This window comes from Methylibium sp., assembly GCF_013817345.1.
Taxonomy (GTDB): Bacteria; Pseudomonadota; Gammaproteobacteria; order Burkholderiales; family Burkholderiaceae_C; genus Methylibium.
Window position 1 is genome coordinate 16,010 of sequence record NZ_JACDCW010000022.1, and the last position, 12,943, is coordinate 28,952.

Below are 12,943 nucleotides of genomic sequence, written 5' to 3' on the forward strand. Positions count from 1 at the left end.
GCGGCATCGGCTTGCAAGCCGATGCGCGCACCGCAGGTGAGGGCCGGCCCGGCCCGACTACATCGCTGGCCCCTCACCCAAGCTCTCCGCAGAGGGGAGAGGAGCAATTGCGCGGCCTTTCTGCGCTGCCGCCCGCCACTGCGCCATCAGCCGCTCCCACTTCGGCCGCGCGGCGGCCAGATGGCGGGCCTTCACGTGGCCATAACCGCGAATCTCCTCGGGGATGCGCGCGATCTCCGCCGCGAGCGACACGTTGCCCGCGTTGAGCGTGGCAAGCAGCTCGTCGATCGATGCCCGGTAGTCGCCGACCAGCGCGCGTTCGGTGCGGCGCTCCTCGGTGCGACCGAACACATCGAAGGCCGTGCCGCGCAGACCCTTGAGCTGCGCCAGCACGCAGAAAGCGCTGCGCATCCACGGCCCGAACTTCTGCTTGACCGGCTCGCCCCGTGCGTTCTTCTTGCCCAGCAGCGGCGGAGCGAGGTGGTAGTGCAGAGTGATGTCGCCGTCGAACTGGGCGGCAAGCTTGTCGGCGAAGCCGGTGTCGGTGTGTAGCCGGGCCACCTCGTACTCGTCTTTGTAGGCCATCAGCTTGAAGAGGTAGCGGGCGACGGCTTCGGTGAGGGGGAAGGATCGGCGCGCTGCGTTGCCCTCACCCCGACCCTCTCCCGGAGGGAGAGGGGGTGAAGAGGATGCTTGGGTGCGAGGCAGTGATTCGAGTACCGCCGTTTCCGAGAGTGACTTGTGCTGCCTTCCCTCCGGCGCCGACCTGTATTGCCCCCTCTCCCTCTGGGAGAGGGTTGGGGTGAGGGCCGCGGCCTCGGCATGGCGCACTTTCTCCACGAAAGCAACGTATTCCTCCGCATACGCCGCGTTCTGGTAGGCAGTCAAAAACTCCACCCGCTGCGCAATCACCTCATCCAGCCCGGGCTTCTTCACGAACCGGATCACCTGCGCCGTCGCCGTGAGCCCCTCCACCGCCGCCGGGTCGTGAGCCGCCCGCCGGCCCCATTCGAAAGCGGCCTTGTTGTTGGCGACCTGCACGCCGTTGAGTTCCATCGCCCGCATGAGCGAGGCCTTGCCCAGCGGCACCCAGCCGCGTTGCCACGCGTCACCCAGCATCAGCGGGTTGGTGTAGATCGCATCGCCCAGCAAGCCGGTGGCCAGGCGATCGGCATCGATCTTGCCGACCTGCGCCGCACCGCCCGCGGCCTGCTCGATCACGCTCTCGCACTGGCCACCCTTGAACTGCCAGTCCGGGTCGCTCACGAAGGCCGCCGTCGGCATGCCATGCGTGTTGAGCGCCACGTGCGTGCGGCCCTCGCGCATGACCGCCAGCGTGTCCTTCTTCGCGGCGACGATAGGGTCGCACGCGATCACCAGGTCGGCCTCGGCCGTGCCCACCTTGGTGCAGAAGATGGCTTCGGGCCGGTTGGCGATCTGAATGTGACTCCAGGTCGCTCCGCCCTTTTGTGCCAGGCCGCCAGCGTCCTGTGTGACGATGCCCTTGCCTTCGAGGTGGGCCGCCATGCCGAGCAACTGCCCGATGGTGATGACGCCCGTGCCGCCGATGCCGGCGACAAGGATGCCCCAGGCCCGGTCCTGGCCGCTGTCGCTCAGTGCTGCGGGCAACACCGGCTCGGGCAGCGCGGGGCCCTGGAAGGGATCGCGTGCGGCTTCCTTCTTCGGCTTCCTGAGCGCTCCACCGGTCACCGTGACGAAGCTCGGGCAGAAGCCCTTCAGGCAGGAGTAGTCCTTGTTGCAGCTGCTCTGGTTGATGCGGCGCTTGCGGCCGAAGGGCGTTTCGACGGGTTCCACGGAAAGGCAGTTCGATTGCACAGAGCAGTCGCCGCAGCCTTCGCAGACCAGCTCGTTGATGACCACCGTCTCGGCCGGCGTTTCCAGCGTGCCGCGCTTGCGCCGGCGACGCTTCTCAGTGGCGCAGGTCTGGTCGTAGATCAGGATGGTGCAGCCGGGAATCTCGCGGAGTTGGCGCTGGACGTCGTCGAGCTCGTCGCGGTGGTGGACGGTCACGCCGGGGGCGAGGCCACGCCGGCTCTCACCCCAACCCTCTCCCAGAGGGAAAGGGAGTAACGCAGCGCTGCTCTTTGCGGTTGTATGGCCCCCTCGCCCCTCTGGGGAGAGGGTTGGGGTGAGGGGCTTTGCGGCCTGGCCCTTGGCCTTCCCCTTCCCAAAAGCCGAAGCCGAATACTTCTCCGGCTCATCCGTCACCACGACGATCTTTCTCGCCCCCTCCGCCTCCAGCTCACGCGTCATCTGCGCCACGCCTAGGCTGCCATCGACCGGCTGCCCACCGGTCATCGCGACCGCATCGTTGAACAGGATCTTGTAGGTGATGTTCACCCCCGCCGCGATGGCCTGGCGCACGGCCAGCAGCCCCGAGTGGTAGTAGGTGCCGTCGCCCAGATTCGCGAACACGTGCTTGTCGGTCGTGAACGGCGCCTGCCCCACCCAGCTCACGCCTTCGCCGCCCATCTGCGAGAAGGTCACCGTGCTGCGGTCCATCCACACCGCCATGTAGTGGCAGCCGATGCCGGCCACCGCGCGCGAGCCCTCGGGCACCTTGGTGCTGGTGTTGTGCGGGCAGCCGCTGCAGAACCATGGCGCGCGCTCTCCGGTGGAAACCTTCATGGCCGCGAGCGACTTCTCTTTCGCATCGATCAGCGCCAGCCGCGCCTCGATGTGCGTGCGCGTGTCGCCGTCCAGCCCACCCGGATTCGCGAGCTTGAGCAGCCGCTTGCCGATGGCCCGCGCGATGATCGCCGGCGTGAGATCGGCCTTCGCCCGCAGCAGCCAGTTGCCGCTCGGGCTGGGCTGGCTCCATTCGCCGCCGTGGCCGCCGAAAGGGCCGTCGCGTTCGATATCGATTTCACGCTCGTCGAACTTGCCCAGCACGTTGGGCCGCACGTCGGGCCGCCAGTTGTAGAGCTCTTCCTTGAGCTGGTATTCGATGACCTGGCGCTTCTCCTCGATCACCAGTATTTCCTGCAGCCCGGTCGCGAACTCGCGCGTGATGCTCGCCTCCAGCGGCCACACAACGCTCACCTTGTGCAGGCGAATGCCTACGCGCCGGCAGGTCGCGTCGTCCAGGCCCAGGTCGTGCAGCGCCTGGCGCGTGTCGTTGTAGCTCTTGCCGCTGGCGATGAGCCCCAGCCGCGCATTGGGAGAATCGATCACCGTGTGGTTGAGCTTGTTGGCGCGCACGTAGGCCAGCGCCGCATACCACTTGTGTTCCATCAGCCGCGCCTCCTGCTCCAGCGGCGCGTCGGGCCAGCGGATGTGCAGGCCGCCGGGCGGCATGGCGAAGTCCTCGGGCAGCACGATGTTCACGCGGTCGGCATCGACGCTCACGCTGGCCGACGACTCCACGATCTCCTGGATCGTCTTCATCGCCGCCCACACGCCCGAGAAACGGCTCATCGCGAAGGCGTGCAGGCCCAGGTCGAGGATCTCCTGCGCGCTGGCCGGAAAGAACACCGGCAGCCCGCAGGCCTTGAAGATGTGGTCGCTCTGGTGCGCGGCGGTCGAGCTCTTGGCGATGTGGTCGTCGCCGGCCACCGCGATCACGCCGCCGTGCTTTGCGGTGCCGGCCATGTTGGCGTGCTTGAACACGTCCGAGCAGCGGTCCACGCCCGGGCCCTTGCCGTACCAAAGGCCGAACACGCCGTCGAACTTCTTGCTCTGCGGGTAGAGGTCGAGTTGCTGCGTGCCCCACACGGCGGTGGCCGCCAGCTCCTCGTTCACGCCGGGCTGGAACACGATGTTCTGGGCGGCCAGGTGCTTCTTGGCCGACCACAAGGCCTGGTCGTAGCCGCCGAGCGGCGAGCCGCGATAGCCGCTCACGAAGCCGGCAGTGTTCAGGCCGGCGGCGGCGTCGCGCTGGCGCTGCAGCATCGGCAGACGCACGAGGGCCTGCACGCCGCTCATGAACGCGCGGCCGGTTTCCAGCGCGTACTTGTCGTCCAGCGACACCGTCTCCAGCGCACGTCGGATCGATTCGGGAAGAGGGGCGTTCATGGCTCTCGGTGCTCCTGCAGCTTCACTGCGAAGGGGGCGTGCCGCGCTGCGCTCGTGGCGCGGCGGCGGCACGCCGGGACCCGGTGGGGTTGCCGGCCAGTTTAGGGAACTGCGCCGCCACTGGCGCCTGGCGTGGCCTTATTGCCTGCGCCCACGCGGCGAAGTGAAGGCAGGAGCGGCGTTGCCGCTGGGGCCTCTGGAGCGGCGGTGAATGAGGGACCGCCTCGATCGGGTGGCCGCTGCAAACATGGAGCGCAGCGGTGTATACGTTGGTAATATACGGCCATGCAACTCGAACGCATCGTCGGCTTCGATTGGGATGACGGAAATGCCACCAAGAGCGAGCACGAGCATGCCGTTTTGCAGCGAGAGAGCGAACAGGTCTTCTTCAACCAGCCGCTGTGGGTCGTTGACGATCCGGCCCATAGCCGACAAGAAGTGCGAGCCCATGCATTCGGCAGCACCGACGATGAGCGGCTGTTGCACGTCACATTCGCGCTTCGTGCCGAGAACACCTTGATCCGCGTAATCTCGGCCCGCGACATGAGCACCAAGGAAAGGAAATGGTATGCCTCGCAAAGCAGCACCTAAGCCGCTACCGACCTTCAAGACCGAAGCGGCAGAGCGTGCGTTCTGGGCGACGCACGACGCCACCGAGTACCTCGACCTCTCGACGGCCCGGCGTGTCGTGCTGCCTAATTTGAAGCCGACCACGCAAAGCATCTCCCTGCGCCTGCCTTCGCACCTGCTCGATGGCATCAAGGCTGCGGCGAACAAGCGCGATGTGCCCTATCAGTCCTTGATCAAGATCTGGCTGCAGGAGAAGCTGCACCCATGACCACTGCCTCACCACGTCGCGCTGCGCCGCCGCGGCACTGAACCGGGGTTCGACACGGCCAGCCCTTCGGGACCCCCATGGCACCGCAACCAACAACCCGAAAGCCACCATGCCCGACACCGCACCGCTCGAACGCCACCACGCACCGGTCGATTTCTCCGACCGCATCGCCTACGCGATCACCCGCTTTCTGCGCTTCTTCGCCGACACCTTCTTCGCCAACCGCTACGGCAACCGCGCCGTGGTGCTGGAGACGGTGGCCGCCGTGCCCGGCATGGTGGGCGGCGCGCTGCAGCATCTGCATGCGCTGCGCCGCATGAAGAGCGACGACGGCTGGATTCGCACGCTGCTCGACGAAGCCGAGAACGAACGCATGCACCTGATGACCTTCGTCGAGATCGTCAAGCCCTCGAAGTTCGAACGCACGCTCGTCATCGTGGCCCAGGGCGTCTTCTACAACCTGTTCTTCCTGCTCTACCTCGTGTCGTCGAAGACGGCGCACCGCGTGGTGGGCTACTTCGAGGAAGAGGCGGTGTACAGCTACACCGAGTACCTGGGCGGCATCGACAAGGGGCTGTACGAGAACGTGGCGGCGCCGCAGATCGCGATCGACTACTGGCAGATGCCGGCCGACGCCCGCCTGCGCGACGTGGTCCTGAAGATCCGCGACGACGAGGCCGGGCATCGCGACGTCAATCATGACTTCGCCGACCGGCTGAACCCCGCTCGCGCCTGAGGCGGCGAAGCGTCCGACCTGCCCGCGCGGGCTCCGCCCGGCCTGCACACTGCGGCACGGCAGCCACTGGACCGAGAAAACCTCATGCGCCTGACCGACATGGGCCCGCTGGCCCTGACCCTTTTCGAACCGCTGTCATGCAACGACGACCGCTGATCCTTTCCGCGCTGGGCCTGCCGGCCTGGTGCGCTTTCGCCCAGCCCCCGGCCCGCCTGCCGCTTCGCAACCTGCTCGTCGAAGTGCGGCAGGGCGACGAGTCGCGGCTACGTGCCAGCGGCGGCGGGATCGAGCAAGGCGCGGTGGTGGTGGGGCCGAACGGGGAAGTCTTGGCACGTGCCGGCGTCACGCTCGAGGCACGCAGCCGCGACCGCTTACACGGCACCGCCCAGCAAGTCACGGTGCTCAACGGCGGTCAGGCCGCTCTTCGAACGGGCACCTCGGTGCCGCTCCAGTGGTTTCAGTTCGCGTGGACGCCCGAGGGCCCGGTCGCCGTGCCCGGCGGCCACTACGTCGAGGCGGGTCGTGGTTTCGTGGTGCAACCGCGCTGGCCTGGCGGCGATTCGCTGGTGACGGTGGAGCTGCGCACCGAAGCTTCTGTCGCCGCCTCTGCAGGGCTGAACTCGCGTTACGCGCCCGACGGTCAGTTATTGCCCGAGGGGTCGGTGGAGCGGTCCGGCGTCGTGACCACGCTGCAGTTGCCGCTGGGCGAATGGGTCACGGTGGCAAGCTCGGCCGATGCGCGGGCCGCCGTGCGCGAGCGCGGCGTGCTGTCCACGCGCGAAGTCGAGCGGCAGCAGCGCTTGGTGCTGCAGATGCGGGTGACGGCACCTTGACACCCGGTAGTGCGACCGCCAAACCGCAACCGACCCCTCGGGGTCGGTTGTTCTGAGCAGAAGCCAGCTTCAGTCGCGGACCGTCCTGCGACGGCGCCGCGTGTACCAACCCACAGCGCCTATGCCCACCAGCATCAGCGCGTAGGTTTCGGGTTCCGGTATGGGGTTGGGCGGCGTGACGATCACGCCGCCGTCACCGATTCTCGCGTCCCGAACGCCGATCGAGATGATCTCGTCGCCGCGGTTTTCGAACACGGTGAACGCAGGCACGAACCCGGTGAAGCGGTTGTGCGTCGGAAAGCCGTTGATCATGCTGGGAGCGGCATCGCTGATGCCGATGGCCGTGCCGGCGCTCGTCGCCGTGAAGCCGGACGAACCGCCAATGGGCAAACCGCTGGCCACAGCCGATGGCGGCAGGAAGTCGTAGTAAGTGGCCAGCGAAGCGCCGGAATTTCCGTAGATATCGCCGCCTGCATTGAAAAAGCTTGTGACCTGCGAGGAGAAGCTGTTGAGGGCGGCAGAGTCCGCGTCGGTGAAGGAGCAGCCGCCGCAACTGGTATGCGACGAGACCGCGAGCACATCGACGCTGCTGAGGAAGGACGAGAAATCGGCGGCGCTCGCGAAGCTCGACATCTCGCGCACGGTGATCGTTCCGAACCCCTCGTAGGTGTTGACCCCGACGCTGCCGATGGAGCCACTGGCGCCGCGCACCACGCCTATGTCGTAGCTGCCCGCCGCAATGGCCGTGGCGGTGCCGCTGCCGCGCAGATAGTCGAGGATCACGTTGTCGAACCCGTTCTGGCCGTCGTGCAAATCGACGTCGTGCCCGGTCAGGAAGATCGAGCCGCCCATCGCCGCGCTCGAGCAAATGCTCGCAGCCGCCAAGGCGGCGACTTTGAAAAACTTTTTGTTCATCTGGATTCTCCGGTGGTGGAAGTTGCCGTTCAACGTCGGGGACGTTTACCGAACTCGACTGCTGGAATCGCCTTAATCCGGCTCCCTTGCTGCTCGCCTTAACTCCGCCCAGCGATCCGCTAGACCTGATTCATATTAGGAGTCGTTCCGACTCCCGACCCCCGCGCTCCGGGGGGGTGCAACGAAACTAGGGGGAGCGGGCTGGCGCCGGATCGTCGCCTCCGTTCTCAACTTCGCCAGGTTCGCCGTGCGCTGAAGGCGCCCACCGCCTCCTCACGAGCAGGGACCTCTTTTTCTCTGAAAAAAGCGCCGGCTGAAAAGGGCGCTGGAGCAAATGGGTCGGCGCCCCAGCGTGGGGCGCTTGTGCCCTGCTTTGAGGCTTGCGCGCCTGAAAAGGATTCGGCTTACGGGGCGTGTGGCCGGCACAAGCCTTGCGCACGGTGTACGACACCCGAATCCATGTCGCCGACCCTGACGCCCACCCCCCTTGCGTTGAGCGACGACGCATGCGCGAGCACGCCGCAGTTTTTACCCGCGGACGATCGCTGGCGAGACCGCCTCGCCCTGCTGCTCGAATCCACGGGCGAAGGAATGTTCGGCGTCGACATGACCGGCCGCTGCGTCTTCATCAACCGCGCCGCCGCGCAGATGCTCGGCTACACCCCGGCCGAAGCACTGCAGCGCAACATGCACGAGCTGATCCATCACTCGCATCCCGACGGCCGCCACTACCCCGAGCGCGACTGCCCCATCTTCGCGGCTTTCCGACAGGGCCTGCCCTGCCGCATAGACGACGAGGTGCTGTGGCGCAAGGACGGCAGCTGCTTCGCCGCCGAGTATTCGTCGCACCCGATCGTCGAGCAGGCAGCGGGGGGCCCGGTGACCATCGGCGCGGTGGCGACCTTCGTCGACATCTCGCGCCGCAAGGAGGCCGAGGCGCTGCTGCGCGAGAGCCGCCATGAGCTCGAACGCCGCGTCGAGGAGCGCACGCGGGCCCTGAGCGATCGCAGCGCCGAGCTGGGCGCCGCCGTGGCACAGCTGCGCGAACTCTCGGCCCACCTGGAAACGGTGCGGGAGACCGAGCGCACCCGCATCGCCCGCGAAATCCACGACGAGCTCGGCTCTCTGCTCGTGGCGCTGCGCATGGACCTCAACTGGCTCGCCCACCGCGTGACTGAGCGCGACGAACTGCAGCGCAAGTGCGCCGGCATGGCCCGCATGATCGACAGCGCGGTCGTCAACGTGGGCCGCATCATCACCGACCTGCGGCCCAGCATCCTCGATCACCAGGGCCTGTGGGCGGCGCTCGAATGGCAGGCGCAGGAGTTCATAGAAACCGCTGAGCTGGCGCACGAGCTGCAGGTCACCGTGAGCGCCGGCGTCGAGCCGCCGAGCGGGGAGCAGGGCGAGCGCTGGGCCATCGCCGTGTTCCGCATCTTCCAGGAGATGCTGAGCAACGTGGCGCGCCATGCGCAGGCCCGTTCGGTGCGCATCCGGCTGTACGTTGATGGCCCACCGGAGCCGGTGTTGCACCTGGAAGTGCGCGACGACGGCATCGGTGCCGCGCGTGGCGCGCTCGACCATCCGCGCAGCTACGGCGTGCTCGGCATGCGCGAGCGCGCGGCGCATTTCGGCGGGCGGCTCTCGATCGCGAGTGCGCCGGGGCAGGGCACGAAAGTGCGGCTTGAAATGCCGCTGCCGGTGGCGGCCGACCCCGTCACTGGCAGCTCGCGTTCCAGCTTGCCGGCTGGAGCGGCTTGACGGCTCCGAGCATGCGGCGCGACCCTCCTCGCAAGCGATTGCGGCGCAAGCTGCTGGCGCGCAGCAATGCGAAGCCGCGAAGCGCGAGCCGAAACTGGATTCCGGCCGCGGCTTTCGCCGTCGCGGGCGGGGCACGAGGAGCCGCACCATGATCGGCGTGCTCGTCTGCGACGACCACCTCATCGTGCGGCAGGGCATCCGCCAGATGCTGGCCGACACGGGCGACATCATCCTCACCGCCGAGGCCTCCAACGGCCCCGAGGCGCTGCGCCTCGTGCGCGCCGCGCAGGCCGGCGCGCCGCCGGGCATCGACGTCGTGCTGATGGACATCGCCATGCCGGGGCGCGACGGGCTCGACGTGCTCAAGCAGCTCAAGCGCGAGGTGCCGCGCCTGCCGGTGCTCATGCTCAGCACCTACCCCGACAAGCAGTACGCCGTGCGCAGCCTCAAGCTCGGCGCGGCCGGCTATCTGAACAAGAGCACCGACCTCGAACAACTGAGCGGCGCCGTTCGCAAGGCCGCCGCCGGCGGCCTCTTCATCACACCGGCCATCGCCGAACAGTTGGCCGGCGCGCTGGGTGCCGGCCGCGACAGCGAGCAGCCGCTGCACGAACGGCTCTCCAACCGCGAGTACCAGGTGTTCCGACTGCTCGCCCAGGGCACGAGCGTGGGCGAGATCGCCGTGCAGCTTGCGCTGTCGCCCAATACCGTGAGCACCTACCGCGCTCGTGTGCTGGAAAAAACCGGAGCGCGCAACGATGTGGAACTGGCGCTCTACGCAGTGCGGCAAGACCTGCTGCCGGTGTAGCGCGACTTTCTGTCGCCGAAAAATTTGCTCCCTTTCGCCCCAGAGAGGGCTGGGGTGAGGGCCAGCCCGACCTGCCACCGTCTGCACTGTCTCAAAAGTCGACCGCGATCATCTGCGCTTCGCCTTCGCGGCGGCCCGCCGTCGTCGACGAACTCCACCTGCGTGCCCGGCTGGTCCTCTGGCGCGCGCTTCGCAACCGCCTGCTCACGACGCCGCTGGGGCCTCGCGCCGCGCGGCCTCCCGCGTCGGTGCAAAGGCGCTCCTGCCCAGCCAAGCCCACAGGGCCGTTGCGTCGCCCGCGGCGCCCAGGACGCGCAGCTCGCGCGAGCGCAACGCCTCTTCCGGGCTGCGGTCGCCGGTCCACACCTCCGTCAAGGCGCGCACCGTCGATTGCACGAGCAGCGTCGGATCGCGCCCCGGGTCGTCGCGGCACAGATCGGCCGCGCCGTCCTCGACCACCAGCCACCAGTGCGTCTCGCCGGTGCGCGCGTCGCTGAAAAGGAACTCGATGACCACCGGGCGCGGCGGAAACTGCTCGAGGCGGACGAAGCGGCGCACGTCCCACATGAGAAAACCCGCGTCGAGCTCGTGCTCGGTAAGCTGGCTGCCGATCCAGCGGGCACCCCAGTGGCCCAACGCCAGCACGATCGGCCGCAGCTCCTCGCCGGCCTCGGTGAGCCCGTACTCCCAGACCTTGCCCACGGCGCTGCGGCGCACCACGCCGATCGACTCGAGGTGCCGCAGACGCTGTGCCAGCAGGCTGGTGGACATGCGCGGCACGCCACGGCGGATTTCGTTGAAGCGCTTGCTGCCGCACATCAGTTCGCGCACCACCAGGGGTGTCCAGCGCTCGCACAGCGCCTCCGCGCCGCGTGCCACGGTGCAGAACTGGCCATAGTTGTCGTCCATCGTGCGCTCCACCGCTGCAACGCTGCAGATTCTGGACTAGCCCGCTCGCCGGTCGAAGCCCACGATGGGGCTCCCTTTCAACAGGAGACCCTCATGGACGACAAGCCGATCTTCGATGCCGCCAGATTCAAGACCACAACCCGTGCCCAGTGGGAAGCCGCGGCTGGGGCCTGGCGGGACTGGGGTCCCTTCCTCGGCCGGTGGCTGGGCCCGGCCACCGAGGCGATGCTCGACCTGGCGCAGGTGGGCCCGGGCCAGCACGTGCTCGACGTGGCCGCGGGGGCCGGCGAGCAGAGCTTCAGCGCGGCCCGCTGCGTCGGGCCGACCGGGCAGGTGCTGGCCACCGACATCGCGCCTAGCCTGCTGGCCCATGCCGCGGCCGACGCCCAGGCCGCCGGCCTGCACTGGCTGCGCACGCAGGAGCTCGACGGCGAGGCGCTGGACACACTGCCCGCCGAATCCTTCGACGTGGTGATATCTCGCGTGGGGCTGATTTACTTTCCCGACCGGGCACGCGCGCTGGCCGGCATGCGCCACGTGCTCAAGCCGGGCGGCCGCGTGGGAGCGATCGTCTACTCGACGCCCGAGCGCAACCCCTTCTTCTCCATTCCCGTCTCGATAATCCGGCGCCGCGCGAAACTGCCGCCGCCGCTGCCGGGCCAGCCCGGGCCGTTCTCGCTGGGCGGCGAGGGCGTGCTGGCGGCGGCCTTCGAGCGCGCCGGTTTCGGGCAGATCAAGGTGAGGCCGGTGCCCTCGCCGCTGCGCCTGCCCAGCGCCGCCGAATGCGTGCGCTTCGAGCGCGAATCGTTTGGCGCCTTGCACCAGATGATGGCCGGGCTGGACGAGCGCGAGCGCGAGGAGGCCTGGGCCGAGGTGCATGCCGAATTGGCGAAGTTCGAAACCGCCGACGGCTTCGTCGGCCCCTGCGAGATGCTGGTGGGCGTGGCCACCAAGGAGGCAGCATGAACACGCGCGTTGCCGTCGTTCAACACCCGCCCGTGCTGCTCGACCGCGGGGCGACCCTCGACCGCGCCGTGGCCTTGCTGGCGCAGGCCGCCAGCGAAGGCGCCTCGCTCGTGGTCTTTCCCGAGTCGTTCGTGCCTGGGTACCCGTCGTGGATCTGGCGCCTGGCGGCCGGGCGCGACGGCGCCACCATGACGCAGCTCCATGCCCGGCTCGTCGAGCAGGCGGTCGACCTCGACCGGGGCGACCTGGCGCCCCTGGGCGAGGCGGCGAAGGCGCACGGCGTGACGGTGGTTTGCGGCCTCGCCGAGCGCGACGCCGAGTTCAGCCGCAGCACGATCTACAACACGGTGGTGGTGATCGGCCCCGACGGCCGGCTGCTGAACCGGCACCGCAAGCTGATGCCGACCGCTCCCGAACGCATGGTGCATGGCTTCGGCGACGCCAGCGGGCTGCGGGCCGTGGACACCCCCGCCGGCCGGCTCGGCACGCTGATCTGCTGGGAAAGCTACATGCCGCTGGCGCGCTACGCGCTGTATGCGCAGGGCATCGAGCTGTACATCGCGCCGACCTACGACGCGGGCGACGGCTGGTTGAGCACCATGCGCCACATCGCGCTCGAAGGGCGTTGCTGGGTGATCGGCAGCGGCGTGGCGATGCGCGGCCGCGACGTTCCGGAAGGCTTGCCGGCGTGCGCGACGCTGTTTCCCGACGCCGACGAATGGATCAACGACGGCGATTCGGTGATCGTCGATCCGCGCGGCAAGGTGGTGGCCGGGCCGCTGCGGCGGGAGCTGGGCATCCTCTACGCCGACATCGACCTGGCGGCCGTGGTGCCGGCGAGGCGAGCGCTGGATGTGGCGGGGCACTATGCGCGGCCTGATGTCTTTGAGCTGCAGGTGCGGCGCGTGGCCGCGGCGCCGGTGAGGTTCGTGGAGACCGGCGCGGGGGCCTGAGCCGGCGGCGGAATGCACGGCCAAGCAAGTTGTGCTTTATCAATCTTCAACCTCGAAGTCGGCACCGGGAATCCGAGCCAAGTCGACCGGCATGTCTTTACGGAAAAGGGGCGATGGCCGGAGGCGTGTTCGTAGAGAAGGACGGTATCGCCGAATTTGTTGTGGCCGACAAACGTGTCACTTTAGAGG

Annotated in this window: 11 protein-coding genes; 8 read left to right on the forward strand and 3 right to left on the reverse strand. The window is 68.2% G+C overall.

The annotated features are described in order from the left end of the window. Positions 1-57: 57 nt before the first annotated feature. Positions 58-4,035 (reverse strand): indolepyruvate ferredoxin oxidoreductase family protein, encoded by a 3,978-nt coding sequence (locus H0W40_RS06250; protein ID WP_292444331.1) that lies wholly within the window; start codon positions 4,033-4,035, stop codon positions 58-60. A gap of 285 nt (positions 4,036-4,320) precedes the next feature. Between H0W40_RS06250 and H0W40_RS06255 the strand changes: the two genes are divergently transcribed. The 4 genes from H0W40_RS06255 (at position 4,321) to H0W40_RS06270 (ending at position 6,442) form a co-directional block, all read left to right on the forward strand. Next, positions 4,321-4,626 (forward strand): BrnT family toxin, encoded by a 306-nt coding sequence (locus H0W40_RS06255; protein ID WP_292444334.1) that lies wholly within the window; start codon positions 4,321-4,323, stop codon positions 4,624-4,626. After that, the gene (locus tag H0W40_RS06260) at positions 4,604-4,873 is read left to right on the forward strand and encodes a BrnA antitoxin family protein (RefSeq protein ID WP_292444337.1); all 270 of its coding nucleotides are present in this window, start codon (positions 4,604-4,606) and stop codon (positions 4,871-4,873) included. The genes H0W40_RS06255 and H0W40_RS06260 overlap by 23 nt, the downstream gene beginning before the upstream one ends. A 109-nt stretch (positions 4,874-4,982) precedes the next feature. Next, entirely contained in the window at positions 4,983-5,609 is a 627-nt protein-coding gene (locus H0W40_RS06265) for an alternative oxidase (RefSeq protein ID WP_292444339.1), read from the forward strand. A 137-nt stretch (positions 5,610-5,746) separates the two neighbouring features. Continuing rightward, positions 5,747-6,442, forward strand: coding sequence for a hypothetical protein (locus tag H0W40_RS06270; protein WP_292444341.1), 696 nt, complete (start codon positions 5,747-5,749; stop codon positions 6,440-6,442). A gap of 69 nt (positions 6,443-6,511) precedes the next feature. On the opposite strand, the gene H0W40_RS06275 is transcribed toward H0W40_RS06270, so the two are convergent. After that, positions 6,512-7,390: a PEP-CTERM sorting domain-containing protein gene (locus H0W40_RS06275; protein ID WP_292444344.1), complete on the reverse strand. Its 879-nt coding sequence runs from the start codon at positions 7,388-7,390 to the stop codon at positions 6,512-6,514. A 426-nt stretch (positions 7,391-7,816) separates the two neighbouring features. Between H0W40_RS06275 and H0W40_RS06280 the strand changes: the two genes are divergently transcribed. Then, the gene (locus H0W40_RS06280) at positions 7,817-9,118 is read left to right on the forward strand and encodes a PAS domain S-box protein (protein WP_292444346.1); all 1,302 of its coding nucleotides are present in this window, start codon (positions 7,817-7,819) and stop codon (positions 9,116-9,118) included. A gap of 148 nt (positions 9,119-9,266) precedes the next feature. After that, the gene (locus H0W40_RS06285) at positions 9,267-9,926 is read left to right on the forward strand and encodes a response regulator transcription factor (RefSeq protein WP_292444348.1); all 660 of its coding nucleotides are present in this window, start codon (positions 9,267-9,269) and stop codon (positions 9,924-9,926) included. 204 nt (positions 9,927-10,130) lie between these two features. Here the strand turns inward: H0W40_RS06285 and H0W40_RS06290 are convergent, their stop codons facing one another. After that, positions 10,131-10,835 carry a helix-turn-helix domain-containing protein gene (locus H0W40_RS06290; protein ID WP_292444350.1) on the reverse strand — a complete coding sequence of 235 codons (705 nt, stop codon included), beginning with the start codon at positions 10,833-10,835 and terminating at the stop codon, positions 10,131-10,133. Between the two features lie 93 nt (positions 10,836-10,928). Here H0W40_RS06290 and H0W40_RS06295 point away from each other — a divergent pair, with 93 nt between their 5' ends. After that, positions 10,929-11,801: a methyltransferase domain-containing protein gene (locus H0W40_RS06295; RefSeq protein WP_292444352.1), complete on the forward strand. Its 873-nt coding sequence runs from the start codon at positions 10,929-10,931 to the stop codon at positions 11,799-11,801. Continuing rightward, positions 11,798-12,754, forward strand: a complete 957-nt coding sequence (locus H0W40_RS06300; protein ID WP_292444354.1) for a carbon-nitrogen hydrolase family protein — start codon at positions 11,798-11,800, stop codon at positions 12,752-12,754. The genes H0W40_RS06295 and H0W40_RS06300 overlap by 4 nt, the downstream gene beginning before the upstream one ends. The last annotated feature ends 189 nt before the right edge of the window (positions 12,755-12,943 follow it).

Coding starts and splice junctions, on each gene's coding strand:
- H0W40_RS06250 (WP_292444331.1), bottom strand. CDS start 4,035: ATGAACGCCCCTCTTCCCGAATCGATCCGACGTGCGCTGGAGACGGTG.
- H0W40_RS06255 (WP_292444334.1), top strand. CDS start 4,321: ATGCAACTCGAACGCATCGTCGGCTTCGATTGGGATGACGGAAATGCC.
- H0W40_RS06260 (WP_292444337.1), top strand. CDS start 4,604: ATGCCTCGCAAAGCAGCACCTAAGCCGCTACCGACCTTCAAGACCGAA.
- H0W40_RS06265 (WP_292444339.1), top strand. CDS start 4,983: ATGCCCGACACCGCACCGCTCGAACGCCACCACGCACCGGTCGATTTC.
- H0W40_RS06270 (WP_292444341.1), top strand. CDS start 5,747: ATGCAACGACGACCGCTGATCCTTTCCGCGCTGGGCCTGCCGGCCTGG.
- H0W40_RS06280 (WP_292444346.1), top strand. CDS start 7,817: ATGTCGCCGACCCTGACGCCCACCCCCCTTGCGTTGAGCGACGACGCA.
- H0W40_RS06285 (WP_292444348.1), top strand. CDS start 9,267: ATGATCGGCGTGCTCGTCTGCGACGACCACCTCATCGTGCGGCAGGGC.
- H0W40_RS06290 (WP_292444350.1), bottom strand. CDS start 10,835: ATGGACGACAACTATGGCCAGTTCTGCACCGTGGCACGCGGCGCGGAG.
- H0W40_RS06295 (WP_292444352.1), top strand. CDS start 10,929: ATGGACGACAAGCCGATCTTCGATGCCGCCAGATTCAAGACCACAACC.
- H0W40_RS06300 (WP_292444354.1), top strand. CDS start 11,798: ATGAACACGCGCGTTGCCGTCGTTCAACACCCGCCCGTGCTGCTCGAC.